The 26,946-nt window shown below is 38.1% G+C and carries 22 protein-coding genes and 1 pseudogene; 13 read left to right on the top strand and 10 right to left on the bottom strand.

The window, feature by feature from the left end; translation table 11 throughout:
* Positions 1-58 precede the first annotated feature (58 nt).
* Positions 59-1,474, bottom strand: coding sequence for a PLP-dependent aminotransferase family protein (locus J500_RS05575; RefSeq protein ID WP_004996008.1), 1,416 nt, complete (start codon positions 1,472-1,474; stop codon positions 59-61).
* 240 nt (positions 1,475-1,714) lie between these two features.
* Here J500_RS05575 and J500_RS05570 point away from each other — a divergent pair, with 240 nt between their 5' ends.
* From J500_RS05570 to J500_RS17505, 3 genes are all read left to right on the top strand, one after another.
* Entirely contained in the window at positions 1,715-2,536 is an 822-nt protein-coding gene (locus J500_RS05570) for a hypothetical protein (RefSeq protein ID WP_004996010.1), read from the top strand.
* Between the two features lie 33 nt (positions 2,537-2,569).
* Positions 2,570-2,725, top strand: coding sequence for a hypothetical protein (locus J500_RS17510; protein ID WP_004990946.1), 156 nt, complete (start codon positions 2,570-2,572; stop codon positions 2,723-2,725).
* Positions 2,726-2,813: 88 nt separating this feature from the next.
* Entirely contained in the window at positions 2,814-2,924 is a 111-nt protein-coding gene (locus tag J500_RS17505; RefSeq protein WP_004990935.1) for a hypothetical protein, read from the top strand.
* 246 nt (positions 2,925-3,170) lie between these two features.
* On the opposite strand, the gene J500_RS05565 is transcribed toward J500_RS17505, so the two are convergent.
* The 3 genes and pseudogenes from J500_RS05565 to J500_RS05555 all read right to left on the bottom strand — a co-directional run bounded on the left by J500_RS05565 (position 3,171) and on the right by J500_RS05555 (position 5,474).
* Positions 3,171-3,638 (bottom strand): BLUF domain-containing protein, encoded by a 468-nt coding sequence (locus tag J500_RS05565; RefSeq protein ID WP_004990933.1) that lies wholly within the window; start codon positions 3,636-3,638, stop codon positions 3,171-3,173.
* 475 nt (positions 3,639-4,113) lie between these two features.
* A complete protein-coding gene (locus J500_RS05560; RefSeq protein ID WP_004996012.1) occupies positions 4,114-4,374 on the bottom strand; it encodes a hypothetical protein in 261 nt (86 codons plus the stop codon).
* 626 nt (positions 4,375-5,000) lie between these two features.
* Positions 5,001-5,474 (bottom strand): annotated as a pseudogene (locus J500_RS05555) (pyridoxamine 5'-phosphate oxidase family protein).
* Between the two features lie 434 nt (positions 5,475-5,908).
* Here J500_RS05555 and otsB point away from each other — a divergent pair.
* Together otsB and J500_RS05545 are read left to right on the top strand one after the other, a co-directional pair.
* Positions 5,909-6,754, top strand: coding sequence for a trehalose-phosphatase (gene otsB, locus J500_RS05550; protein WP_004996018.1), 846 nt, complete (start codon positions 5,909-5,911; stop codon positions 6,752-6,754).
* The gene (locus J500_RS05545; RefSeq protein WP_004996021.1) at positions 6,747-8,195 is read left to right on the top strand and encodes a trehalose-6-phosphate synthase; all 1,449 of its coding nucleotides are present in this window, start codon (positions 6,747-6,749) and stop codon (positions 8,193-8,195) included. Before otsB ends, J500_RS05545 begins: the two co-directional genes overlap by 8 nt.
* 101 nt (positions 8,196-8,296) lie before the next feature.
* Here J500_RS05545 and J500_RS05540 read toward each other — a convergent pair whose 3' ends face one another.
* The 6 genes from J500_RS05540 to J500_RS05515 all read right to left on the bottom strand — a co-directional run bounded on the left by J500_RS05540 (position 8,297) and on the right by J500_RS05515 (position 15,330).
* On the bottom strand, positions 8,297-9,505 hold the full coding sequence (locus J500_RS05540) for an MFS transporter (RefSeq protein ID WP_004996024.1): 1,209 nt from the start codon (positions 9,503-9,505) through the stop codon (positions 8,297-8,299).
* Positions 9,506-9,894: 389 nt separating this feature from the next.
* Positions 9,895-10,161: a hypothetical protein gene (locus tag J500_RS05535; RefSeq protein WP_004990919.1), complete on the bottom strand. Its 267-nt coding sequence runs from the start codon at positions 10,159-10,161 to the stop codon at positions 9,895-9,897.
* A gap of 561 nt (positions 10,162-10,722) precedes the next feature.
* Positions 10,723-11,994, bottom strand: a complete 1,272-nt coding sequence (locus J500_RS05530) for a Glu/Leu/Phe/Val family dehydrogenase (protein WP_004996026.1) — start codon at positions 11,992-11,994, stop codon at positions 10,723-10,725.
* Between the two features lie 10 nt (positions 11,995-12,004).
* A complete protein-coding gene (locus tag J500_RS05525; RefSeq protein WP_227613797.1) occupies positions 12,005-13,318 on the bottom strand; it encodes a cation:dicarboxylate symporter family transporter in 1,314 nt (437 codons plus the stop codon).
* A 138-nt stretch (positions 13,319-13,456) separates the two neighbouring features.
* Positions 13,457-14,668 carry a pyridoxal phosphate-dependent aminotransferase gene (locus J500_RS05520; RefSeq protein ID WP_004996032.1) on the bottom strand — a complete coding sequence of 404 codons (1,212 nt, stop codon included), beginning with the start codon at positions 14,666-14,668 and terminating at the stop codon, positions 13,457-13,459.
* The gene (locus J500_RS05515) at positions 14,668-15,330 is read right to left on the bottom strand and encodes an RraA family protein (RefSeq protein ID WP_004990910.1); all 663 of its coding nucleotides are present in this window, start codon (positions 15,328-15,330) and stop codon (positions 14,668-14,670) included. Before J500_RS05515 ends, J500_RS05520 begins: the two co-directional genes overlap by 1 nt.
* Positions 15,331-15,586: 256 nt before the next feature.
* Here J500_RS05515 and J500_RS05510 point away from each other — a divergent pair, with 256 nt between their 5' ends.
* The 8 genes from J500_RS05510 to J500_RS05475 all read left to right on the top strand — a co-directional run bounded on the left by J500_RS05510 (position 15,587) and on the right by J500_RS05475 (position 26,724).
* Positions 15,587-16,492 carry a LysR family transcriptional regulator gene (locus J500_RS05510; protein ID WP_034698611.1) on the top strand — a complete coding sequence of 302 codons (906 nt, stop codon included), beginning with the start codon at positions 15,587-15,589 and terminating at the stop codon, positions 16,490-16,492.
* A 616-nt stretch (positions 16,493-17,108) separates the two neighbouring features.
* The gene (locus tag J500_RS05505; protein WP_004996038.1) at positions 17,109-18,893 is read left to right on the top strand and encodes an IucA/IucC family protein; all 1,785 of its coding nucleotides are present in this window, start codon (positions 17,109-17,111) and stop codon (positions 18,891-18,893) included.
* The gene (locus J500_RS05500; protein WP_004996040.1) at positions 18,886-20,364 is read left to right on the top strand and encodes a lysine N(6)-hydroxylase/L-ornithine N(5)-oxygenase family protein; all 1,479 of its coding nucleotides are present in this window, start codon (positions 18,886-18,888) and stop codon (positions 20,362-20,364) included. Before J500_RS05505 ends, J500_RS05500 begins: the two co-directional genes overlap by 8 nt.
* Positions 20,361-22,184, top strand: coding sequence for an IucA/IucC family protein (locus J500_RS05495; protein WP_004990900.1), 1,824 nt, complete (start codon positions 20,361-20,363; stop codon positions 22,182-22,184). The genes J500_RS05500 and J500_RS05495 overlap by 4 nt, the downstream gene beginning before the upstream one ends.
* A 13-nt stretch (positions 22,185-22,197) precedes the next feature.
* Complete coding sequence (locus J500_RS05490; protein ID WP_004990898.1) at positions 22,198-22,833, top strand: GNAT family N-acetyltransferase; 636 nt, start codon at positions 22,198-22,200, stop codon at positions 22,831-22,833.
* Positions 22,830-23,219, top strand: a complete 390-nt coding sequence (locus J500_RS05485; RefSeq protein WP_004990895.1) for a hypothetical protein — start codon at positions 22,830-22,832, stop codon at positions 23,217-23,219. Before J500_RS05490 ends, J500_RS05485 begins: the two co-directional genes overlap by 4 nt.
* Positions 23,198-24,445 (top strand): MFS transporter, encoded by a 1,248-nt coding sequence (locus tag J500_RS05480; RefSeq protein WP_004990894.1) that lies wholly within the window; start codon positions 23,198-23,200, stop codon positions 24,443-24,445. Before J500_RS05485 ends, J500_RS05480 begins: the two co-directional genes overlap by 22 nt.
* Before the next feature lie 8 nt (positions 24,446-24,453).
* Entirely contained in the window at positions 24,454-26,724 is a 2,271-nt protein-coding gene (locus J500_RS05475) for a TonB-dependent receptor (protein ID WP_004996043.1), read from the top strand.
* Positions 26,725-26,946: the final 222 nt, after the last annotated feature.

Here is a 26,946-nt window from a genome sequence, read left to right as displayed (position 1 = left end):
CCTATTTTTATTCGGCTGAATAAATTCTGACTCTGGTCAGTTTCAACTATTTAAAAGATCAAGATTGGATTTGAATATTTAAAATAGAGTGAATAAGCGTATCTAATCCAGTTTGTATGGATGGACTCCATTCAAATGAGCAATTTAAACGAATAGCATGTTGGTTATTTTCTAAAACATTAAAAAGAGCGCTAGGAGCAACCCCAATCTGTTGGGTGATGAGCTGATGGTAAAGCTCCAGACTATTAAGATATAAGGGAAGCTTGATCCAAATAAAGTAACCGCCCGAAAAACTATAAATTTCGCAGCATTGTCCCAAATGTTGTTTTAAATATTGAGTAAAGCGTTTTTTGTTCTTTTCCAGACGTCGACGTAACAGGCGTAAATGCTTTTCATAATGATGACTCGATACAAATTCAACCAAAGCATTTTGAATCAACGTATTGGCTGAAATGGTGCTCATCAGTTGCAAATGCTGAATTTGCTCTGAATATTTTCCTGCATAGACCCAGCCTACGCGAAAACCAGCACCTAAGGTTTTTGAAAAAGACGAGCAATGCAAAACTAGATTATTACTGTCAAAATATTTCATGGGAAGCGGCTTATTTAAACCAGAATAAAGTTCCTCATAGACATCATCTTCAATTAAATGGATGTGATATTGATGTAAAAGTTTGGCAATTTTATATTTGAGATCATCACTCACAGTAAATCCAATCGGATTCTGGGCATTTAACATAAACCAGCATACTTTAATTGGATAATGTTGAATGATTTGTTCAAAGGCTTGCAGGTCAAAACCATGTGTCGGATGTTCTGGCAGCGTAATCACTTTTAAGCCTAAGCGTTCTGCGGCTTGCCATGCCCCATAAAAGGTGGTCTGTTGTAATAATATATAGTCACCTGGCTGAGTCAGCGCCTGTAATGATAAATTCAATGCATCCAGACCACCCGAAGTAATCACAATATCATCTGCATCGGTGGCTATTCCTTGCATGGCATAACGCTGGGCAATCATTTTGCGCAAGGCCAGATTTCCTGGTGGAAGATTACTGGTTTGATCATAACTGTTTCGATCTCGTGCCATCTGACTTAAGGTTTGCAACAGCTTTGCTGGCGTCAGCAGATGATGATCTGGAAAAGCAGAACCAAATGGCACAATATCTTTGGATTGAATCGATTTTAAATACTTAAAGACAAGAGAGTTGATCTCTATTTTAGGATTTAGTGAAACGAGGGGTGTTGCTTGAGGAGTTTGGTTTTTTGACTGTTCAGCAACAAAATAACCCGATTTTTCTCGCGAATAAATAAAACCCTGCGCTTCTAAATCCTGATACGCATTCATCACGGTCATCAAACTAAACCCAGAAATTTCAGCTTGTTCACGTAAAGAGGGCAATTTGCTTTGCGCAGGCCATGTCCCATTTTCAATCAATTGTTTTAAATGCTGCGCCAACTGTTCAGATTTATACATTGCAATGAAAAACACAATCGAAAGAGAGATATAACACTTTAGCGTAAATTCAATCAAAAAAGGACTAAAACGGGTATAAAAATAGAACAGATTAAGAGAAAAGGCGCTATCTGTTATATTTTTTATAGTTCAATCTGTATCTAACAATTCACCTATTTTCCAAAGACAATAGATTAAAACTCAAGCAGATATACGTTTTTAGATTTGATTAACTGTTGGGATGAAGTACAGAGGTGTGATGTGTTCAAAACTGAAAAATTAAATCAACTGTTGAAGATTTTTCCTGCACAGGCACCTTCTCAGAATGTGCAACAACAGATTTTAAATCAATATGTTAATCTCGAAGCAACAATCCTACGTGCCAAAGTATTAAGAAGTATGGCGCCTGTAGATTTGACTTATATGATCCAGTCTGCGATTAAACAGGATGATATGAATGTGGCTTATGTTTTTTCACCCTTCATCTTGGCGAATTTAAATAAAAAAACTATTTATTCAACGCCTTTTACTCCCATGATTCGCGATCTGCTGTCACCATTTTATCAAGTTCATCATCACACTCAAATTCAGATTGATCGGGCATTGGAGTCCTTAAATCTGTATCTGGATATTTTTGAATATGATAATGATTTAGATTTTGTATTTTTAAAATTGATTCAGGCAATATGTCGTTCAGATACGTCAAAAATATTTATTTTAACGTACTTAAAAATTGATTTAGAAATCTTAAATCAAATGAGTCACTTTTTAAAAGTCAAAATATTTGTCATTAAACAACAGGCTGGAGATACTGCTTTTAGATCGAATCAAATCGATCAGAAAAAATTACTGTTTAAAAGAAAAGATGATTTGCATCAAAAGCTTTGCCATGATTTCTCTGAAATAAATGTACCATTAATCATGTTGACGCATGGTTTTAGCGCAAAACAGGCACATCATTTGATAGAAGATATGTTTTATTCGGAACATATTTTTGAAAAAATTTCAGTCTATGCCGAATATATTCAAACGCAAATTCAAAATGTAAATATGCTGAAGCGTTTAGAAAGTTCTTCGATTTAATTTTATTTTTTAAATATTGAGGAGTCTGATCTTATGTCAAAGGATCAATCAAAATTTCCATTTGTGGTCGTAGGAATTAGTATTTTTCTAGGTTGTATGTTCTTAGTATTATTTTATTTTGCTGTGAGCCATGAACCTGAATATATGCCATCCCAGCAACAAAAGCAGGCAGTGGTTGAACATCAGTAATTATTTATTAAGTGTTTTATTTTTAATGTTTTATTTTGATTTGTTGTTGTGAGTTTAAGTCAGGTCGATCATCATTGAGGTTAATGATATGCAATTTTTAAAGCAAAAAAATAAGGCAAGTTTTGTCTTCTTTATCATTACGTTATATGCCTTTTTAGGTTTTGCTATTGGCTATGTCATTTGGGAATATCTGTTATAAATTTCAAGATAGTACTATTATTTATTTGGTATAAATTATATCGCGATGAATTGATTCATTAAAATGTTAATATTTAATTTTTTTGATCAGAACGTTTTTAATAATGCTAACAGGCTGGTTTAGATTGAAGCCTGTTAGCACTATTCATATAGACGAAATAGACTTCTTTCATCATTGTTTAAAGCCACTTTATTTTTCTTTCATAGGAAGAAATAAAGGGAGCAATGAAAGAAGTCTAATATAATACTAAATATATTTATTTACACCACGATTATTCATGCCGACTCGTTGCTTAATTTGGGCTTGGTCAGCATCATAAAGATGATTTAAAAAAACAGGAAGTGTTTTGTCATCAAGTGCGGATGGAGAAAACATTTTAAAGTTCATTTTCTTAAAAAATTTATTAATCTCAGAATTACGTTGCACATATTTCATCGACCAATCTTTAAACTTAGTTTCCTCAATCTCCATAATTTCAAATGAAATAATTTCACAATGGCGTTCATCTTTACAGATGTTAGCAAATAATGCTTCGACGACCTCTTTTTCACCTTGCAAGCATTGAAAAAAAGAGCCATCAGCATAGTAAAGCACGCCGCAAATATCATGACGACTATTAAAATCACGAGCTATGGTCAAAATATCATTCAGATCTTGTAATAGATCTTCTGATTGTAGATTGCGAGTACTCGCATAACATAACTGAATTTTCATAATTGCACATTCCTTAAATAACTTACGTCACATTTCAACTAAAAATGAGCAATAAAGAGTCAATAAAATTTATATCTTATTAATAAATAGAGATTAAATTTAGAGGAGTGGGAGTGACGTATCTCATAGTAGTCTGTTTTTCAAAAATTGGCGAATTCTTAAAATTAATTATAATTTAATAAATTGATTTGATTAATTAGATTGACTAAATAATATTTTTGGGTAATTTGTTATAATTCAAATAATTAATGAGATATATCAATTAAATTAAAATAAATGATAAAAATGAAATTCTTTAAAATATTAATTCATATCCTATTGATAAATATATTAAAAATTAAAATGACTGATCAGTAAATGAACATTTGTAAGCTATGGATTACACTGTTGTAAGCTATGGATTAAAAAATGATGCATGACTAACGATCTAAATCTATAGAAAAATGTCGGTGAACTGATTTGTTGTTTTCTTTGACTAAGAGAACTTTGGCTTTTTAGTTTTTAAGATTTTGATGACTTTGAATCGTTTTCCCTGAAGAGAAATCGTTTCACTGACTTTAGCGTGATTAAGCTGTTCCCATGATTCAAATGGAAAAAATTCATAGCTTTCAGCATAAACCCATAACCAATGATGAGTATTCATAAGGGTTTGAGTATTGAAAGTGACATCTTTCACACGAATGATTTGATGTTGATTTTTATCTTCATCTTGAAGAATGACGCGATGATTCTCCATAGATGATGCTCCCTAGAGAATTATTTAGATGATTTGTAGCTGGTATTAATTAATATTAACAAATCTGGGGCTATAAAAATGGATGCTCTGTATAGTTATAGTTTTAAAATTTGTGGAAATTTTACAAAGCTGATGCACATCACCATGCACAGATTGAATGACCATCATTATAATGTTGTGATCTAATTCATTTTTAGTTCGAAGTGTTCTTGGATTTGTAATAATGAATCGATTTTTTTATAATTGTTTAAATTCTCTTTATTTTTTCTCCTATACGAAGAAATAAAAAAGAATGAATAAAAAATTTATAATATAAAATTAAAGTAATATAAGTAACTATTAACTATTAAATATTAAAATATAGCTAGGGTAGAGAATCATAATGGAAGTTGGTTGAATTTAAATTTTTTATTAAGATAAGATGTTTGAGTTTAAAATAAAAATTATAATAATTTATTTTGAGTTATACATGAAGCAAGAATGCTCCATGTATAACTCAAGCAGTTCATTGAATCATGATTTACATCTTTGATGGATGATCTGGATGTTCATCATGACGACTATTTGCTTGAGATGTATCAATACCATTAATAATGATAGTCATACAGAAATTACAATACGCTGTTTTAAAGTCTCACAGTATCGCTGGTTCCTAATTCTTGCTTTTCTCCTGAAATTGCAGCTTTAGTTAATTTATATAAAGTTACAATCGTTCCTGCACTTTCCCAATACTGAGCTCCATGCGCATTTATCTGAATTAATTGTACGTCGGGATCCTATTTTCCATTTTCAAAGAAAGCCTCATAAGCAGGAGACCAGAGTTCATCTAAAATGCTTTGATCATCAACAAGGTTTGCTGTGCCATGAATAGAAACATAATGGTTTGAAGAGGTCACATAGGCAAGGTTTACTTGAGAATCTGTCTGAATGCTTTGACATAATTCAGATTTCTTGGAACCAATGAACCATACTTGACCATTAAATTCGCGATTTTGGGTGGTCATAGGTGCCCCGTGTAAATGTCCTTCAGTATTGCTAAAGGTGAAGATGACCGTTCTTATATTTTTAATGAGATCATTAATTTTTTCGTAGTACGTCATTTTAAAATTCTCTTTATCAAATAAGTGAGTGGTTAGCATGCCTATATTGGGGTTCTTATAAAAACATCACTCTTGTTTCTAATGTTTAGTTTTTATGAATAGATGATATGGATCATGTAAGCTAAGTAGGATTGTGTATCTAGTTCTTAAGATAAAGACACTTTAACATATTGATTTATTTTTTGAGTTTATAGACTTTATGACATATTTAAATCTTTTCACCTTTGTAAAATAATGAAAATAAAAAAATTATTCGGCTTGTTTTTTTAATAAGAGATTTATTCAGTCTATGTAACAAATCATGAGTTTGTATCATTCAAATCAACTTAAGTAAATCCTAAGCGGATTGTTGAGGTGTTTAAGTAATTTTGCTTTATTTTTGATCATTTTTAACTCAATCTAATTAAAAGCTTTCCTATTATAACGATGAACACATGAACATAAATATTCAAAATGAAAATAGCATATTAGCTTCTTCACATTATGATCGCTGTGAGGATGTGGTAAATGATATTTTTTCTCAAAATAAATCAATGGCATTATTTTTAGATATTGATGGAACTTTAGCAGAGTTTCAAATTGATCCATCAAGTTGTTTTATTTCAAAAGACATACTGGATTTAATCCAACATATTCAACAACATCTTACTGTGGCTGCGGTCACAGGGCGAGATTTGTCATCTGCCAAGCACATGTTTGGAGCAATCGATCTACCTATTGCAGCCTTGCATGGTTTATTGATTTATCTCAATGATCAAAATCAATTTTCTAAGCATTCTCAAAGTGAATTATTTCAAGCGCTTGAGACTATTTTAAATAAGGACACTCAACGTTATCCAGAATTTACTATTGAAAATAAACAACATGCGATCGCGCTACATTATCGAAAATGCCCTGAACTACAACAGATTGCTAGTCTGATCATGCAGCGACTACAACATCAGCATGATCAGCTTCGATTGATCAAAGGCAAATATGTCTATGAATTAGTTTGGAATGATATTGATAAAGGTCAAGCCATCGCTGAAATCTCACACTTACTCAATCTGCAAAATCATTTAGCTATTTTCATTGGCGATGATCGAACCGATGAAGATGGTTTTAGCTACGTTAATCAAATGAAAGGCGTAACCATCAAGGTGGGGGAGGGTGCAACAAATGCGACATATCGATTTAAAAATATTGATCAGGTCAATTTCTTTTTAAGGGGTTTTTTAGAACGACTGCGTGATACCGCCATTCCTAAACATTTAGAAAAATATGGAGAAGAACATGTCTAGACTTATTATCTTATCGAATCGTGTCAGTTTACCTCAATCTGAAAAATGTGTAGCAGGCGGCTTAGCCGTTGCTATGCAGGATGCTTTGAGTAAAGTCGGCGGTATATGGGTAGGCTGGAATGGCGAGAAAGTTGAACAACAGACCAATCAACGCTTTGATATTTTATACAAATCAAAAATTACCTATATCACCTGTCCGCTAACTCAGAAACAATATCAGGATTATTACTGTGGTTTTGCCAATAATAGCTTGTGGCCAATGATGCATGACCGCGCTGATCTGATTGATTATCAACATGATGAGTATCAAATCTATCAACAAGTGAATGCTTTATTTGCAAAAAAAATAAGTGAATTTGCTGCGCCAGATGACTTGATTTGGGTGCAAGACTATCATTTCTTAAGTGTTGCACGTCATTGTCGTGAATTGGGCATGCAAAATAAAATCGGTTTCTTTTTACATATTCCATTTCCAGCGCTTGAACTGTGGAAAAAGTTACCCGTTGCCAATACGCTACTTCAGGATATATGCCATTATAATTTAGTTGGATTACAGACCCAGCAAGATCAAAAGAATTGTCTACAAGTATGTACGCAATTATTGAAAGCACAAAAAATTCAAAAAAATAGTTTAAGTCTGAATCAGCGCTTGGTTTCGATTCAACATTATCCGATTGGGGTCGATGTTAAAGGGATCCAAAAATCGGTTGCAGATTTAGCAAATGCTTGCTCAGAGCCACACACTACACACTCGGCGATGAAAACCATTATTGGAGTTGATCGTATTGACTACTCTAAAGGCTTATTCGAGAGGTTTAATAGTTTTGCTCATTACTTAGAGCAACATCCTGAACGGCGTGGGCAGATTCAACATTTACAAATCGCGTGTCCTTGTCGCCTTGATGTCGCCACCTATAAACGTCTATTTGAACGATTTAAATTAAAAATGGATATTATCAACAACGAATTTAAGCGAGAAGACTGGTATCCGATTGTATGTAGTTATGAATCAAAAGCACACAATCAACTGATGCAGTTTTATCGTGATGCAGATATCTGCTGGATTAGTTCACTTAAAGATGGGATGAATTTGGTCGCAAAAGAATATATTGCTGCACAAGATCCACAAAATCCAGGCGTGTTGATTTTATCAAAATTTGCTGGAGCGGCAGAACAAATGACCGATGCTCTGGTTGTTGACCCAACAGACCGTGAAGCCATGTCGACCTCACTGGAAACAGCACTCAATATGCCATTGGCAGAGCGAAAAAGTCGCTACCAGAAACTAATTCATGGACTCAGCATTTATGATATTAATGACTGGTGTCAAGATTTTCTGAATGACCTTGAATGTACTCAATACTTACATAATTTTGAGTATGAAAATATTCTTTCTTCGGTTTTGTTTTATCCTGACGCATCATCGTCATACCGGATCTAAACAATAAACAATATCAACATTCGAACTGAGATTCATCACAATGCTTAGAGTAAAAATAAAGTCTTTGTAGTAATAACCAAAGACTTTATTATTGATACAAACTATTTTTGAGCCTTGATTTGACTAAAGTGATTCAGTGCCAAAATTGAAAGAATTAAACCCGCCAGACATGCAAAGACTAATTGAAGACCTATATATTCTCCAATAATACCAATCAGGGCAGGTCCAGTTAATGATCCTGTATAGGCAATGGTCGATACACATGATAAAGCAGCCGCTTTTTGCATGCTATTTTGTCGTCCAACGCGTGAAAACATCACAGGTACAATATTGGCCGAACCTAAGCCGAGTAAAGCATAGCCGATCAGAACAAATAGCCATTGCGGTGCCAGTATGATACTCATCAATCCAACAAATGCACAAATCACACTATACTGAATCAGCTTGGATTCACCCAATAACTGAAGTGCTTGTTGACCCATTAAACGGCCCGCAGTCATGGCGATAGCAAAACAGGTATAACCCAGTCCTGCATAAGCAGCATTCAGACCAAAATTATGCGTCAGATAAATGCCGCTCCAGTCCATTGCTGAACCTTCAGATAAAAAGCTAATAAAGCAAATCACCCCGATAATCAGGATTAAAAGGCTCGGGCGCTTTTTTGTGTTGCTGACTGATAAATCTTCGTTAGACTTTTCATTGAGTGGATCCTCTTTGGGCATGACTGCTAATGCATAAGGAACACTTACGAAGCTCATCGCGACCAGAACCAGACCAATCATAAAAACACTGATCACAGGTGAAACGCCGATTGCCAATAAAACTGTCATGCTCATGACGCCTAGCAAGCCGCCTAAGCTGCACATGCCATGAAAACCTGACATCATGGGTTTATCTGAATTCTTTTCTACAAAAACCGCTTGGAAATTGACCGTCACACCCAAGCTACCTGCCGCAGTTCCGAAAAAGAATAAAATTACCGCCATACTTAGCGCGGTACTACCCAATGCTAAAGCAGGTAATGATAGTAAGAGCATCAGCAGGGCAGCACTGATCAGCACTTTACAGCCTATACGATAAATTAATAAGCCAGTGATGGGCATGGCCAAAATCGCACCTAAACCACTACATAGCAGTAATAGACCAAAGTCTGCGTGATTTAAATGCAAACGCTGTTGTGCAAATGGAATCAAAGGAGCCCAAGCTGCTGTTGCAAAACCGAGTGAAAAGAAAGCAAGACGTGTTGAAAGACGTTGAGCTACAAGTTGAATTTGAGCATCAGCGCGTGCTGCTCTGGAAAAAAAGATCATGCTAAAGCCGCCAATCTAAGACTCGATATTATCCCTTCCAGATAAGCCATCCATGTAAAAACCCTCACTTAAGTCATAGAAAATTTCTACAATCAAGCGAGGGTTTATTTGGCGAAATTATACACAATTTTATATAAATAGCATTAGTTTTTTAAAAATTAATATTTATAAAAATCATCGACTTAAATTTTATTTTGTTAAGTTTTTGAAAATATTTAAGAAACTTTTTTGAGTCATCCTGAAATCAACAAAATGATCTTAAAATCCTTTTGGTTGTTTAGATAAAAAGTGAATTTAAATCAAATAGATAAGAAATTAAACAGCCTGTATATAGACTTGATCAGAGCATTGCATAATACAGTATCGAGAGCGGACTCAAAGCTGGAGAGTTAGATTCGTGCTAAAACCCAGTCAATGAAACGCTGCTTATCATTATAATCGGGCGCATCGTGAATCGAGACGATCAGAGGAAAACCAAAGTTTCCAATAATTCGATGTGGTTTTTCATATTCAAACGCAACATCATTTTCTTCATGTATTTCTCTAAAAAAATCGATAATTTTTTCACATTGGGCTTTTTTAGAAAAATTTGGTCGTTCTTTTATAAAATCATAAATTTGATTTAGAACCTCATCTGTATTTCTATTGCGAAACATAGTCTATCTCCCAGCATGATATTTTCTCATGTTTATGCGTGATAAAACATTGAGATGAACAACGATAACAAGAAGTTTAAAATGAATAAGCTGACAAAAAAATAAGATATTTCTTACAGAAAATGTAGGAAAACTCTTACATTTGATTAAAAAATAATCACCTCCAATGATGCTTAAAATCTTTAGAAATAGTTTAATTTAGTGCTAGATGCTTAAGTCCCTTTTAGACCACTTAAATAAGTAGCCACTATCATCTAACTCATGCTGCCAAAGGATAAGATGGCATTGACCGTTTTATTTCATAATTTTATCTAGCCGTTATTTAGGTCAGTGCAGATAGGGAGATGAGTTAAGTTCAAATCTTTGCGCAATCAAAATACAGATTAAAGAAGGCCGAATAAACTTTAGCTATAACTCGGACTTTATTTTCATTTAAATGTTATTGTATTTATTAGATATTTCATTAAAAGATCAGTTCTTAGATCATCTCGATAAGATTGAACGAAGCATCTTTAATATCTATAGAGATGCTTCCAAGCTTTAAAATGGTCTACAAATTGCCTAGATAATTAAACCCCGATCACGACGCGCCAGTAAAATTCGTTCACAGGCAACGATATACGCGGCTGTTCGAAGTGAACAATTGGCATGTTGTGCACGATCCCAGACATCATGAATGGCTTTACGCATAATTACGTCCATACGATGATTAATTTCATCTTCCGTCCAGAAGTAACTGGCTAAATCCTGAACCCATTCAAAATAACTGACGGTCACACCACCCGCATTACAAATGACATCTGGAACAATCACAATGCCACGTTCATTTAATACATCATCTGCGGCTGGATCGGTGGGGCCATTGGCGCCTTCCAGAATCAGCTTGGTTTGAAGTTTCTGTGCGATTTCTTTGCTAATGACACCTTCGAGTGCAGCAGGAATAAAGATATCGGCTTCAATATTCCAGAGTTCATTTTTGTCGATATCATGAACCATATCAAAGCCTTTAATGGCACCTTGTTGTCTCTGATAAGCCAATAAGTCTGGAATGTTAATGCCTTCAGGATGATATAGTGTTGCGGTGTGATCTTGTACCGCAATCACTTTGGCACCAGACTCATGGAACAGTAAGGCTGCTTCAGCGCCAACATTACCAAAGCCTTGTACGCAGACCGTTGCATGCGCAATGTCTAAACCAATTTTTTGTGCGGCTTCCAGTCCTGTGACAAATACACCACGCCCAGTGGCTTTGGAACGACCAAGTGAACCACCCAAATGTACTGGTTTACCTGTCACCACCCCAGTCACAGTAGAACCTGCATTCATGGAATAAGTATCCATCATCCATGCCATCACTTGGGGTGTCGTACCCACATCTGGTGCAGGAATATCTTTTTGCGGTCCAATAATCAAATTGATTTCCGTAGTATAGCGACGGGTTAAACGCTCCAGCTCGTTTTTAGACAACGTCGTCGGATCAACCCGAACGCCACCTTTAGCACCGCCAAAGGGTAAATTTAACGCTGCACATTTAATAGTCATCCAGCCTGCCAGTGCCATCACTTCGTTCAGATTCACATCAGGATGAAAACGAACCCCGCCTTTACCCGGACCACGAGTAATACTGTGTTGAACACGGAAACCTTCAAAATGACGAACCGTACCATCATCCATTTTGACTGGAATATTCACGATCAATGAACGTTTGGGACGACGTAAATGATCCAGATTTTCTTTGAGATCGCCCAGATATGGCTCTACACGATCCAGTTGTTCCAGAAAGTTGAGCCAAGCTTGACCTTCGTTTTCATCGACATAAGATAAATTTTGCATGGGGATTACCTCAAGATTCCGAAGTAGGCTGAGCAACAGAAGGATTTGAATGTTTCATGCTGAGTAAGGCTTGTTGATGACGCTCTTCGCTGAATTTACCTTCCCATTTAGAAATTACTAACGGTGCTAGCGTGTTACCCAAGACATTTAGAGCTGTATTTGGCATATCCATCAGACGATAAACCCCTGCGATAAAGGCAATACCTTCGAGTGGAATCCCTGCACTAGATAAAGTCGCCGATAAAATCACAAACATAAAACCCGGTACGCCTGCTGCACCTTTAGAGGTAATGACCATCGTCACCACCAGCATGATCTGATCTGCAAGCGACAAATGAATGCCGTAAATCTGGGCAATAAACAGCGTCCCCAAACCAAGGAAGAGTGATGCACCGTCAAGATTAAATGAATAACCCGTTGGAACCACAAAGCTTGAAATACCGCGGTCAGAACCAAAACGTTCAGTCTTTTGGATCACTTGCGGCAATACTGTGGTCGAACTTGCACTTGAAAAGGCCAGCACTAGTTCCGCTTTCATAAAGCGAATCAGCTGGAAAATATTGATTCCGATGAATCGAGCAATCAGACCAAAGACAATGACAACAAATAAAATTGCAGTGACATAAGTTGTGCCAATCAATTTAAGCAGAGGCAACATGGATTCCATGCCGAAATTGGTCACGGTGACTGCGATCATCCCAAAAATACCAATTGGAGAATACGCCATAATCATATGTGTCACTTTAAACATGGCTTCTGATACAGACGAGAAGAAAGAAACCACAATGTCTTTTTTCTCGTGGGGTAAAGACGCGACGCCTAAACCAAACATCACAGCAAAGAAAATCACAGGAAGCAAGCTCCCTTTTGCCATGGCATCGACAATATTGTCTGGGATGATATTTAAAATAACATGACCTAGACCATGCTTGGTTTCGGTGGTCGGTAAGGTATTCACATGCGCTGCAACCATCGATGAAAGGTCAGCCCCTGCACCCGGTTTTACGACATTTCCAACCACTAGACCAATGATAATCGCTGTTGTGGTCACACACAGGAAATAAAAAATGGTTTTAGCGCCCATGCGTCCCATGGATTTGCCATCGGAATGCCCAGCAATACCCACGACCAGACATGAAAAGACGATCGGGATCACGATCATTTTCATCAGTTTAATGAAAATATCACCCATCGGTTGGAAGACTTGTTCGATTAACCATTTATTATCGGAAGGATGAGTATTGAGGTAAAAACCCACTAAAATACCCAAGACCAAACCGATCATGATTTGCCAGACTAATGAAATTTTTGGTTTCTTGTTCATCATTCACCCCAAAAGGAGTAGGGGTGAGAGCATAAAGTGTTGCGCTGTCATCCGTGACGGCCTCTCCATACCTGCATCGGCTCGATTAGTTTGACATCGTGGTTATGCTCTCAACATCGTTAATAATAAAGAATACGATTAAGCGAGTTTTGCAACCGCATTCTTGATCCGTTGACATCCTTCTTCAATCACTTCGATTGAGCTTGCAAAAGAAAGACGAATAAATGGGGACATGCCATAAGCCTGACCACTGACCGTTGCGACACCGCCTTCGCGCAGTAAATATTCAACGACATCGGCATCAGACTGGATCACTTGCCCTTGAGGTGTGGCTTTACCAATCAGACCTGCAACATTGGCAAAGACATAAAATGCACCTTGCGGCGGTTCAAAATCAAAACCAGAAATTTGTTGAAGCAACTCGACCACACGCTGACGACGTGTTTTATAGATTTCCAGCATGTCATAAATGGGCTGTTGATCACCCACAAATGCAGCTACTGCGGCAGCTTGGCTGACCGAGCTTGGGCAAGTCGTAGTTTGTGAGATCAGTTTGGTCATGGCTTTGATTAACCATTCTGGCCCAGCGGCGTAACCTATACGCCAGCCTGTCATGGCATAACCTTTTGAAGCACCATTAATAATCAAAATACGATCTTTTAAATCAGGTGCAATTTGAGCCAGTGAAATATGCTGATAATCGTCATAAACGAAAAATTCATAAATTTCATCCAGCATAATCAGGACATGAGGATACTTTCTCAGCAGTTCTGCTAAAGCTTCAAGTTCCTGTTTGGAATACACTGCACCTGTTGGGTTGTTTGGATAATTCAACACCACCCAACGGGTTTTTTCGGTAATGGCTGGTGCAAGATCTTCGGCTGTAAGCTTAAAACCATTGTCCTGACGTCCTTCAATCACCACGGGCGTCGCGTCATTCAAGGTAGCCAAATCAGGATAAGATACCCAGTAAGGTGCATGAATAATCACTTCATCCTGTACATCTAGCGTTGCTGCAAAAGCATGAAAAATAAGCGGCTTACCACCACTGCCACATACGATCTCATTTATGCTGTAATCAAGCTGGTTATCGCGTTTCAGTTTTTCACTAATTGCCTGACGTACTGCGACTGTACCTGCTGCGTTGGTATAATGGGTATCACCTTTACGCATCGCTTCAATCGCTGCTTGCATAATGTGCTCAGGCGTATCGAAATCAGGTTCACCAATGGTAAAGTTAATAATATCTTTACCTTCTGCGCGTAATTTATTGACCAGATCATTGGCAGCAATACTTGGTGATGGCTTGATCATCTGTAAGCGCTGGGAGATAAAATTCATAGCATTCATCAGAGATATCCCTTTTCACGAAGCAGATCCATGTACCACGACTGATTCTCAACGCCCGATGCGATCATTTCTTTGACTTTATTTTCCTTGTCTGCATGTTTGGCGGCTAAGGCAAGTAATTCATCTTTATGTGCATAAGGGAAAGACACCACACCATCTTCATCGCCGACGATGATGTCACCGGGATTAACAATTTGACCACCGACAATAACAGGTACATTAATTTCACCTGGGCCTGTTTTAAATGGGCCGCGATGAGTAATCGAACGGGCATAACATGGTGTATTTTCAAAACTGGCAACATCACGAATTGCGCCGTCAATCACAAAACCAACACAGCCACGACGGATGCAGTCTAATTTGATCAGTTCGCCAATAATCGCGTTATTTTCATCGCCTTGAGCATCAATCACCAAAACATGACCGTCTTGCAACATGGTCATGGCTTTATATACCAATAGGTTATCTCCGCCACGGACTTTTACGGTGAGTGCAGTTCCGATCAGTTTCCCTGTTTTATTAAAGCGTTGTAGACCATGAATACCGACATTTCGGTTCATGTTGTCGCTGAGATGAGGCGTCACGACATCAACAAATTGTTGACGTTCTTGCTGAGTCAGTGGCGTTGCTGCGGGGTGAATCATACTGCCGGGTAATGACATGGTGGTATCCTCTAATTCTCAAAATCCATTGAAGATGATTTTTCCTCTTGAGCTGATACTAGCAATGCTTAAATAATATTTTTAGCGATATTTATCTATATTTTTAAAACACTTTTTTTCATGTTTAATTTTTTTAAATATTTTTTTGTAAATAAAAACAGTGTCTTATTCATATTAAAACTTGTCCATTAAGTTCTGGCTATTTGCTATCCGTGATTAAAGGATTTATGTTGATCTCATCCAGAAGGAAATCAATATGATCACGTTTAAACAAATGGAAGCACTGACTTGGATTTGTAAGTTAGGTGGTTTTGAAGCGGCAGCAGATAAATTGCACATGTCACAGTCTGCGATTTCAAAACGTATCCATGAGCTTGAAAGCTCATTTGATATCGAAATTTTTGACCGAAGTAATCGTAATGCCAAACTCACTGAACAGGGCAGGGAGCTTCTGATTTATTGTCAGGAAATTTTGGAACGCCGCGATGCCATGCTCGAAAAAGTCAGCGATAAAAAAGTGTTGATCAGTCGTTTGCGTTTAGGGGTCACTGAATTAACCGCCATGACATGGCTACCAGATTTTATTGAAAAGATCCGACAAATTTATCCAAGAGTACATATTGAGCCGACCGTTGAAGTCAGTCGGGTCTTATTTGAAAATATTATTAATGACCAGCTCGATATTATTATTGCGCCTGATATGTATGATGATGTTCGATTAAAATCACTTCCCCTTAAAAGTGTGGAAAATGTCTGGATGTGTTCACCAAAACTCATTCCAAAAAATAAAAATATTGATTTTGAACAAGCCAGTCGCGAGAAATTTTCATTTTTTGTTCAAGGCGCAACTTCGGGTACAGGCTTGATTTATGAGCGTTATTTTTTATCGCAAAAAATTACTTTAAATAAAAATATTATTTGTAATAGTTTAATGGCGCAATTAGGTCTGACCATTTCAGGAATGGGCATTACTTATTTGCCATTAAAGCCTTTAGAACATTTAATTAATAGCGACAAATTAAGAATTTTAAATTTCACGCCAAGATTACCCCTCATTAAATACAGTGCAATTTATCGTTCTGACCGTGATTCAGGGATTGTTCCAGAGATTGCAGATATTGCGGTAAAAACCTGTCATTTTGACAAGTTTTTAATTGGATAGCTTTCATGATTCATTATGAATGTTCTAAAACTTGACTAATTCATAGGCTTAAATTGAATGATCGGATGAGCAATTGGTGCAGAAAAACTGTAATTCTTTGCCGTGATCGATCGGTGTATGCTGAATATGTCTAGCCAAGAGCAGAACTGATTATGGTTTTTATATTTTTATAGGTTTTTATAGGCTTCGAATCTAAGCTATCAATAAATACCAACCACTCATATTCACTCAAACTCGTGCATGTAATGAATTTTATGGAAATATATGAAGAACTTAATCATGCTTCTAATTTTTTCAAAAAATTTAATCCCTTGTTTTTGTATGGAATTTTAATCAAGAATCCCAATCCCGAGTCAAAATTTAATAGTTTTATATCATGAGAAATGTCAAATAATCGTTGACTCATAAAATTAATAATAGATAAAAATATCAAATGCTTATATGAAATTTACCAAATTATAATAAAAATTCAATAAATTGCAAATATAAATGTTAATTATTATCATTATTTTGTTTTTACTGCCTTTAAGCAGTGTGCTGTTTAAGAAAAATCAAAAGCTAATGTCAGTGATTCGTCAAAAATCACTTACTTTACTCTATCTTAGAGGATCTTCCGATGAAAGAGCTTGCCAATCGTTTGGCGATGCAACATCTCGTCAATGCTTATACGCAGGAAACTGGTAAAGGGCATTTACTCGAAAACTTTCAACAAAACTCTCTCCAACAAGTGTTTAGCCAAGGCTTGACCTTACTTGTAATTCCAGTTGAAAGCTTAAATGCTCAAGTACTGGTTGCTTTATCTTATGTTAGTCGAGTGGGTCGACATCGTCTGGCCGCACTGCCAAAGTTATGGATCAATCATCAATTTCGTGATTTAAGTATGGTGGCGATTGCCACCATTTTATTGGAAGAATTAATTTTAAATGAAACCAATAAATTAGATGCGGCATCACTCATTGAGCGATGGATACAAAGTCGTGATGCCTTGCAGCAGTTTTTAAACCATCGATCACAGAACTTAGATGCTTTAATTGATGCAGAACAAAATTTTATCGAGTCTGAACAAGCTTTGTTGTTGGGACACAGTATGCATCCAGCACCGAAAAGCCGTACAGGTTTTATTCATGAAGATTGGCATAAATTTTCGCCTGAATATCAAGGGAAAACGCCACTTCATTTCTGGTTGGTTCATCCAGATTCGATTGCCGAAGGGAGTGCAGAAGGGCAACTCATTTCTAATCAGCTTAAAGATTATTTGAAATGGCACACGTCTGAAGCGGATGGACGTCTTTTAGAAAACTACCCGCATTATAAATTATTGCCTTTACATCCGTGGCAAGCCCGTTATTTGCAAAGTAAGAAATGGTACGGTCAGCTGAAGCAAAAAACGAGATTGATTGATCTTGGCTTACAAGGGGTCGATTTTTATCCAACCACTTCCGTGCGAACACTGGCCAGTTTTTCATCGCCGTGGATGCTTAAACCCTCATTGTCAGTGATGATTACCAATTCAATTCGGATCAATCTGGCTAAAGAATGTCATCGGGGGGAATTGACACATCGGTTATGGCATAGCGTTTTAGGTAAACAAATACTGAAACATTGTCCCACCCTTAAAGCGGTGAATGATCCTGCATGGATTGCGCTACGACTGGATGATGAAATCATTAATGAAAGTATTTGTATTTTTAGAGAGCAGCCTTTTAACCGCAATGATCAGATTACCTGTATCGCCTCGTTGTGTCAGGATCATCCCACTAAACCGCTGAATCGTTTTAATGCTTTATTTGACAAAATCAGTCAGCAGCATCCGTCATTTACCCATCAACAAATTGCAATGAATTGGTTTCATGACTTTCTAGAAATTAGCCTAAAACCATTGATGTATCTCTACCATGAATATGGCATGGCTTTTGAGTCACATCAGCAAAATGTTTTGGTGGAACTTGAGAACTTTAAGCCCAAAAATATCTGGTTACGTGATAATCAGGGTTTTTATTATATCGAGGAATTGGCCGAGAAAGTACTTCACCAGTTTCCCGAACTCAATGAAAAAGCGCATGCAGTTGGACCACAAAGCTTTGTGGATGAACGTTTCAGTTATTATTTCTTTGGCAATACCTTGTTTGGGTTGATGAATGCGATTGCTGCGACGGGCTATGTGTCTGAAGATGATTTACTCGAATATCTGCAAAAAACCTTAATCGCATTATTAGCGCAATATCCGCAAAGTTCATTGTTAAAAGGTTTGTTGTACAAAGACAGCCTGCCTTATAAGGGCAATTTGCTGACTCGGTTGCATGAACTGGATGAGTTGATTGCACCTGTTGAGCATCAATCTGTGTATGTTGAACTACCGAATCCACTGATGATCAAACAAGAGGATTTACTCTATGCTTGATTTTATTGGTATTGGTTTAGGCCCTTTTAATTTAAGTTTAGCCAGTTTGCTGCAAGACAAAACCAAACTGAACTATTTATTTTTTGAGCAAAAAGATCAGTTTGACTGGCATGCAGGTATGCAACTACCTAACACCATGTTGCAAGTGCCGTTCATGGCAGATTTGGTGTCGATGGTTGATCCTACCAGTCCTTATAGCTTTTTAAATTATTTAAAACATCAGCAACGGCTATATAAATTTTATTTTCTTGAACAGTCGCATATTCCAAGACGAGAATATAATCAATATTGCCAGTGGGTTGCGGCGCAACTCGATCACATTCAATATCAGTCTAAAGTCGTGGGCATTGAAGCCTTAGCTTCTGGTTTTCAGGTCACTGTTGAGCAGCAGGGTGTTAAGCAGCATTATCGCTGTAAACAACTTGTGATTGGCACGGGTCATGTTCCTCATTTACCCGCTTGCTTATCAGCTATTGCAGAAATTCGTCCTGAACAATGCTTACACTCGGCGCACTATCTGTTTAAAAATAAAGCTGATTTAAATGGAAATGTCGTTGTTTTAGGATCTGGACAGTCTGCGGCTGAAGTATTTCTGGATTTATTTGAGCTGCAAAATAATTGGCCAGATCAAAATATTGAATTGCATTGGTTTACCCGTTCCAGTGGTTTTTTCCCGATGGAATATGCACCGTTGGGTCTGGAGCATTTTAGTCCAGATTATCTGCAACATTTTTATCAACTTGATGAAAAAGTGAAGAGCAGTCAATTGGCTCAACAAGCTCTGCTTTATAAAGGCATTAGTGCCAAAACCATTCGTGAGATTTATCACAAACTCTATCAGCGCAGCATTTCTGCACAGCCTTTTGCGACTCATTTGCATAATAGTTGCGAGTTAATCGATGCGATATCTTTAACAAATGGACAAATCCGTTTGCATTTTGTACATAAGACCACGCAGCAGGCGTTTTACTTAGATGCTGATCATGTGATTGCAGCTACAGGTTATCGTACCCCCCAGTTAAGTTTTATGGAAAAAATCTCGCCGCTGATTGAACGAGATTCGAAACATCGCTGGAAGATTACTCAGGATTATCAGCTTGTACATTCAGCCTGCGGAAATATTTTTGTGCAAAATCAGGAAATGCATAGTCATGGTGTGGGTACGCCAGACTTAGGGTTGGGCGCTTATCGTTCGGCAGTGATTGCCAATCAACTGGTTCAGCAGACTCTGTATGAGTTAGGTGATCAGCCGCAAACGTTCCAACATTTCGATTTGAGTCAAAATCCAAATATTCAATTTACCCATTCTGTCACAAACATGGTTGAGACTTGTCAGGACAAATCAGATCACAGAGGAGTGGAGGTGAGTCAATATCGTCGTCCCACAAACCATCTGCTGCATCTTCAAAGAAATAAATCCAAGCTGAAACAAGTCTTGTCCCATGTTTTTCAGTACGAGAAATCCCTATGAGTTTTGCACAGTTACAAATTAACCAGCAGCAATGGAGAGCGGCTGGACAGCGTTTAATTGAAATGGCGATTGCTGAATTTTTATATGAAGAAATTATCGACGTTGAATCATTAGGCAATGGATTGTATCAATTACAGTTGGCAGACCGAACTTATCAATTTAATGGTTATCGCTATTTATTAGGTCACTGGAATATTCAGTCAGGATCTGTTCGTGATTTAACTCAGCTCAATCATCAAGCAGCATGGAATTTACATGAGTTTATCGTTGCAGCAGCGCAAGCGACTCAGGTTAAACCATTTACCCAAGCTTATCTGATCAAGGAAATGAATAATACTTGGTTGGCAGAAGCACATCTTTTCGATGAAAAACGCTTAAATAGCGAAGCTATTTTAACGGAATCGCATCATCGAATTGAAGGAATGTTACGTGGACATCCGTGGCTCATCATGAGTAAAGGCCGTATGGGCTTTGGCTATGATGACTATCTCAATGCTGCACCTGAATTGTCGCCTGAAGTGAAAGTGTTGTGGCTGGCAGTGCATCGTGATCTGGCCAATTATCGTTTTAGCTCAAACTGGAGTGCAGCAGAACTCTATCAGCATGAATTTGATGCCAAAGAGCTACAACACTTCGCGCAAAAACTATCTGAAAAGGGTTTGAGTGTCGAAGATTATTACCTCATTCCTGTACATGCATGGCAATGGCATCAATGGTTAGTGGCAACTTATGCCAATGAAATTGTCGATCAAAAAATCGTTGAACTGGATATCAGCTCAGACAGTTTTGTACCGATGCAATCGATTAGAACTCTATGTAATATTTCTAACCCGAAACGGCATTATATTAAGCTTCCCGTCAGTATTTTTAATACGGCAGTTTATCGAGGCTTACCTTCAAAACGAAATTTGGCTGCACCTGCTGTGACAGGTTGGCTTAAAAGTATTTTAGCGAATGATTCAGACTTGCAAGCAAGTGGAGTGGTGTTTTTGGGAGAAGTTGCGACTTTAACCATTCATCAGCCATGTTTCGATCGTATAGATGGCGTGCCATATCAGTTTAAAGAATTGTTTGGCTGTTTATGGCGAGAAAGTATTGATCCGTATATTTCTTCCGATCAGCAAGTATTGTCACAAGCCGCATTATTGCACCGCGATTTATCTGGCCGTTCCGTCCTTCAGACTTTAATCGAAGCATCTCAGTTAAAGCCGCTAGACTGGTTGGCGCAGTTCGCAAAGGTGTGTTTGACGCCGCTTCTGATCTGTCTTTATCGTTATGGATTGGCATTTTCACCACATGGCGAAAATACCATGTTGGTACATGAAAATGGTGTGCCCAAAGCTTTAGTTCTTAAAGATTTTATTGATGATGTGAATTTGGTTGATGAAGATTTCCCTGAGCTTAATGCTTTACCTGAAGAAGGGAATATTTTATTACGTCACAGTGCATTAGAGCTGAGCCATTTTATCTTTACTGGCTTATTCATGGTGCATTACCGCTATATCTGTAATGTGTTTTTAGAGGATTTTTCAGAATATAGCGAGCTGGATTTCTGGCAAACCATCCAAAACAGTATTCTGGATTTGCATCAATCACATCCAGAATTATCAGAAAGAATTGAAAAGTTCGCCATGCTGCGTCCTGAGTTCGAAAAAATTTGTCTTAATCGGGTGCGCTTATTTACCACAAGTTATAACGATGAAGCAGAACGTCCTGTTCCTGTTTTTCTTGATCCTATTCCAAATCCTGTCAGTGAAAAAACATTAGCAGACTGGAAGCGTCAGCTCCAAACCGAATCTAAAGACATTCAAATTGCCTAGTGATGAGATAAAAATGAATACGATTTCAAGTCAGCTTCCTGATTATTATGAATATTTTGAAGAAGGCACTCAATATTATTTGCGTCAGGTGCAATATCCACAGGATATAGCCCTACTACATAAATGGATGCATGAACCGCATGTGATTCCACAATGGCAACTCAACAAAACTGAATTAGAGCTACAGGTTTATTTTGACAAAATGCTGGCTGATGATCATCAACGCTTATTAATTGTTGGCATTGATGGGCAAGATGTCGGTTATACCGAAATTTATGAAGGCAAGCGTGATCGTTTGGGGCGCTATTATGATGGTCACGAGCATGATTTGGGTTGGCATTTGCTGTTTGGTGAAAAATCAGCTTTTGGTAAAGGATATTTACGTCCGACCATTCGATTATTAAGTTTTTATATTTTTGAACATGCTCAATCGATCAAGATCGTGGGTGAACCTGATCATACCGTTAAACCCTATGCGGCGGTTGTAGAAGAACTATGCTATGAAGCGCAGCGCTTGATTCCAATGGCTGAAAAAACAGCAATGCTGTATTACTGCTATCGCGATAAATTTTATAACAAATTTGAAGATGATCTGATTCGCTCGCAATCAGTTAAGAAACAAAATCTAGCGGCAGAATATAGCTCATGAGCTTAAGTAGTCATTATATCCAGATTCTTGATATGCAGTTTTCAGGTCAGGTGTCGAGTCAGGAATTTGAAGATTGGCTGTCGCAGATACAGGTTTTTCTGGATCAGGGACGTGCTTTTGTCCTCATTATGCAAACCTTACCACAGACTGAATTTCCCGAGGATTATCGGGAAATTCAGTCACGTTGGTACAAAAGCTATAAGTCACTTTTTTTCCAATATTGTTTGGGATTGGCTCGTATTGCACAGGATGAAGATGATCGTATTCGTCTGGATACACCAGCTTTACAGCAGGCTTGGCAAGTGCCTTATTTTGTAAGTTTATCTAAAACAGATGCACTGGATTGGGCCGTGCAGAGGTCATTATGCAAGACGCAAATCACATAACAAACCAAAAACAAATCACAGCAGTCTCGGCATTGGGACTGGGCGTAATTGTCATTTTATATCTAGCGCATGCTTTACCATTGTATTTTTACAATGTGGCATTGCCTGCCATTTTGCGACATCAAGGGGTTGATCTACGTTGGATTGGCATGTTGTCACTGCTCTATATTCCGTGGGCTTTTAAATTTTTCTGGGCACCCGTACTGGATCGTTTTTATCTGAAAAAACTGGGCAAACGTAAAACATGGCTGTTGTTTACGCAACTGGCATTAGTTGCAGGAGTGATCATGCTCGCGATGACTCAGTTTAATTATGGGATCTGGATCTTTGTAATTATAGGTTTGTGGATTTCTACTTTTGCTGCCACTCAGGACATTGCGATTGATGGTTATACCGTCGAGACATTAGCTGAGTCTGAATATCGTTTGGGCAGTATGGCACAAAGTATCGGCGTGGCTTTAGGCAGTATGATTGGTGGTGCTGCAACCTTATGGCTCTATCAACATTATGGCTGGCAAGCTGCCTTGCTGACTTTGGCGGTATTAACCGCGCTCACGATGTTGGCCATATCGCAAATTAAAGAACGTCCACAGCAGACGACATTCAAACAACCGCCAAGTTTAAAAAATGCCTTTAAACGCCCAGAAATTCGTTGGGCCTTGCTACTAATCCTATGTTATCGCTTTGTTGAAGCACCTGCCATGGCCATGCTCAATCCTATGCTGATAGATCAGCAATGGTCTTTGACTGAAATCGGGGTGTTGATGTCGGTATTTGGCGCATTAGTCGGATTATTGGCTGCGGTAACGGCGGCATTTTTACTCAAAAAATTGGCAGCAACCCAACTTTTGATCTGGGCGGGTTGGTTAAGAACTTTTGTCTATGCCGTCATTGGCATCGCTATTTTACTCAGTTGGTTTGACGTCTGGCACGGCTTATTGGGTTTATTTGTGATTGTCATTTTGGCGATTCGTTATATCGCCATGACGGCTCTCTATGCGTATTTCATGCAGAACAGTTCAAAACAACAGGCGGGTACTGACTTTACCATTCTGGTGTGTTTTGAGTTGCTGGTTTATTTCTTAGGAGGTGCTTTTTCTGGCTTTTTAGCCAAAGGATTGGGGTATGGCAATTTTTATATCGTGCTTGCCATTGCTTCAGTTTTAAGTGTCATTTTGTCTCAGATGATTGTTAGAAAATCAAAAACGAACCCCACTCTTATTTAGGGATTATCATGAAACATCGTTCATTTGCTACATCTATTACTGTATTAAGTCTTGCTGTAAGCGGTCAGCTTTATGCTGATACACAAGTATCGGGGGATACACAGCAGTCTGTACAGACCACCAAACAGTTAGCACCAATCGTCACCACTGCAACACGTTCAGCACAAAGTATTGCTGAAATCGCGGGGACAGTGCAATCGATTGATCAAGCTCAAATTCAGCAACAAGCCGCGGCGGGTCGGAAAATTGCAGATATTTTGGCGCAACTGATTCCGTCATTGGGCGCGAGTAGTGGAACCACCAGTAACTATGGACAAACCATGCGTGGCCGCCAGATTCTGGTCATGATTGATGGTGTACCACAAACTGGTTCGCGTGATTTGTCACGCCAGTTTAACAGTATCAGTCCAGATATGATTGAACGTGTCGAAGTGGTTTCAGGTGCAACCAGTATTTATGGATCTGGAGCGACAGGCGGTATTATTAATATCATTACCAAACGTGGCAGTGACAAGCCTTTAAGCTTTGAAACCAAACTAGGCGTGACTTCTGGCAATGATTTTAATCATGATGCTTTAGCCTATGAAGCCATGCAGAGTATGTCTTTTAATCAGGGGGCACTCAGCGGGTTTTTAGGTGCAACTTATACCAAGCGCGGTGAAATACAGGACAGTCATGGCGACCGTATTGCGCCTGAACCTGCACAAACAGATCGTTCAGACACTGAAACCATTGATGTCAATGGACGTATGACTTTTAAATTGACGGATCAGCAATCCTTGAGTGTCGGTGCTCAGTATTATAATGATGAACAAGACAGTGACTATGGCCCAGATTACGGGAAAAATGTGGCGGTGTTGTTTGGTGCCAAGCCATCACTTAAAGCGGTGAAAGGTTTACAACTAGATGATCAGCCATTTACAGAACGTTATGGGGTTAATGCACAATACCGTAATGAAAATTTATTCGGTCAGATATTAAATATTGAAACCTACTATCGAAATGAAAAAGCGCGTTTCTACCCATTTGCCGCAGCGTATACCCGTGCAGCACCTGTTTATGCAGTTCTCCAATCTGAAAATGAGTCCAAAGTGGCAGGTGTTCGTGCCGCGATGGAATCCAATCTAAATGTGGCGAACCGTAATTTAAAACTGACTTACGGGGTTGATTATGATCACGAAGAAGGCAGTCAGGAAGCAGATCGTTATAACTTAAATACATTCATTGCCAGTAATGGTTTAAATATCAAATCCACAGGAACCAATATTGCTTATGGGCCAGAAGTAACCGTTGAAAATCTGGGTGCTTTTTTGCAGGGGGATTACACATTAACTGATCGTTTAAATGTGCAAGCGGGGATTCGCTATCAGCATATTAAGAGTGACAGTGATGCTTTTTCACCGACGACAGAATTGCTCATTGCTGATGACCGTGCATCAGCAGGTCAAAGTTATAATCCAGCAGTCATTGCGGCAGGTTCAGTCAAGCACAATGCTACGCTATTTAACATTGGCCCAGTATTTAAATTGACTGACCAACAGCAGATTTTTGCCAATTTTTCACAAGGTTTCAGTTTACCTGATATGCAGCGCGTATTGCGTGATGTGCAGGCAGGATTTGTAGTGCAATCTAGCAATGTTGAGCCGATTAAGGTCAACAGTTATGAGTTGGGCTGGCGTTTACAGGGCGATGAAGGCCTGAATTTAGGCGTAACGGGTTTTTATAATACCTCTGATAAAGTGGTTCAGTTTAAATCTGACCGTAGTGTCAATGTCGCAGATACAGATCAACGTATTTATGGTGCGGAAGCTAATGTCAGTGTTCCTGTACTCGAGCAATTTAGCATCGGCGGTACATTAGGTTATACCCGTGGTGAATTTAAGGATGCCAGCGGACAATGGCGTGAGCTGAATGCTTTACAAATTTCACCCATTAAAGGAACAGTTTTTGGTGAGTGGCAAGATGGTAATGGCAATAGTTTAAGAGTCCAAACCCTTGCAATCAAAGGCACCGACAAGGCTTATAAAGACTCACTTCAAGCCGTTTATGATGCCAATGTTCAGCCAAATGCAGCGGCCAAAGTTAAAGGCTATGCAGTGATGGATGTAATCGCAAATGCTAAAGTTGGGCCAGGAACATTGGGCTTTGGTGTTTATAATGTCTGGAATACAGATTACAAAACGGTGTATAGCCAAGCCGTTGTACCTGTTTATGGAGCGATTTCAAGTCTACCTGCTCAAGGTCGTACTTACGGTCTGAGTTATAGCGTTAAATATTAAAAGATTTTAAGACATTAAAATTTAATGTCTAAAGTTTTAATAAAAAATCGAGTTGAGTCATTCACTCGATTTTTTTTGTATGTATAAGCTGCCGATCATAGCAAAGATCGCAAATTGATTAAGGTGATCTAATTTAGTTTCCAAAAATCCGATGAAATTTTTGGTGAATTATCCGAACAAATATTTGAAAAATCAGGTTTTGAATATTCAAAAGAAAAGGAT

Origin of the sequence: Acinetobacter sp. 479375, assembly GCF_000581715.1 — a bacterium.
Taxonomy (GTDB): Bacteria; Pseudomonadota; Gammaproteobacteria; order Pseudomonadales; family Moraxellaceae; genus Acinetobacter; species Acinetobacter ursingii.
The sequence above is the reverse complement of the archived record's forward strand: the minus strand, read 5'-3'. Positions and strand labels throughout refer to the sequence as shown.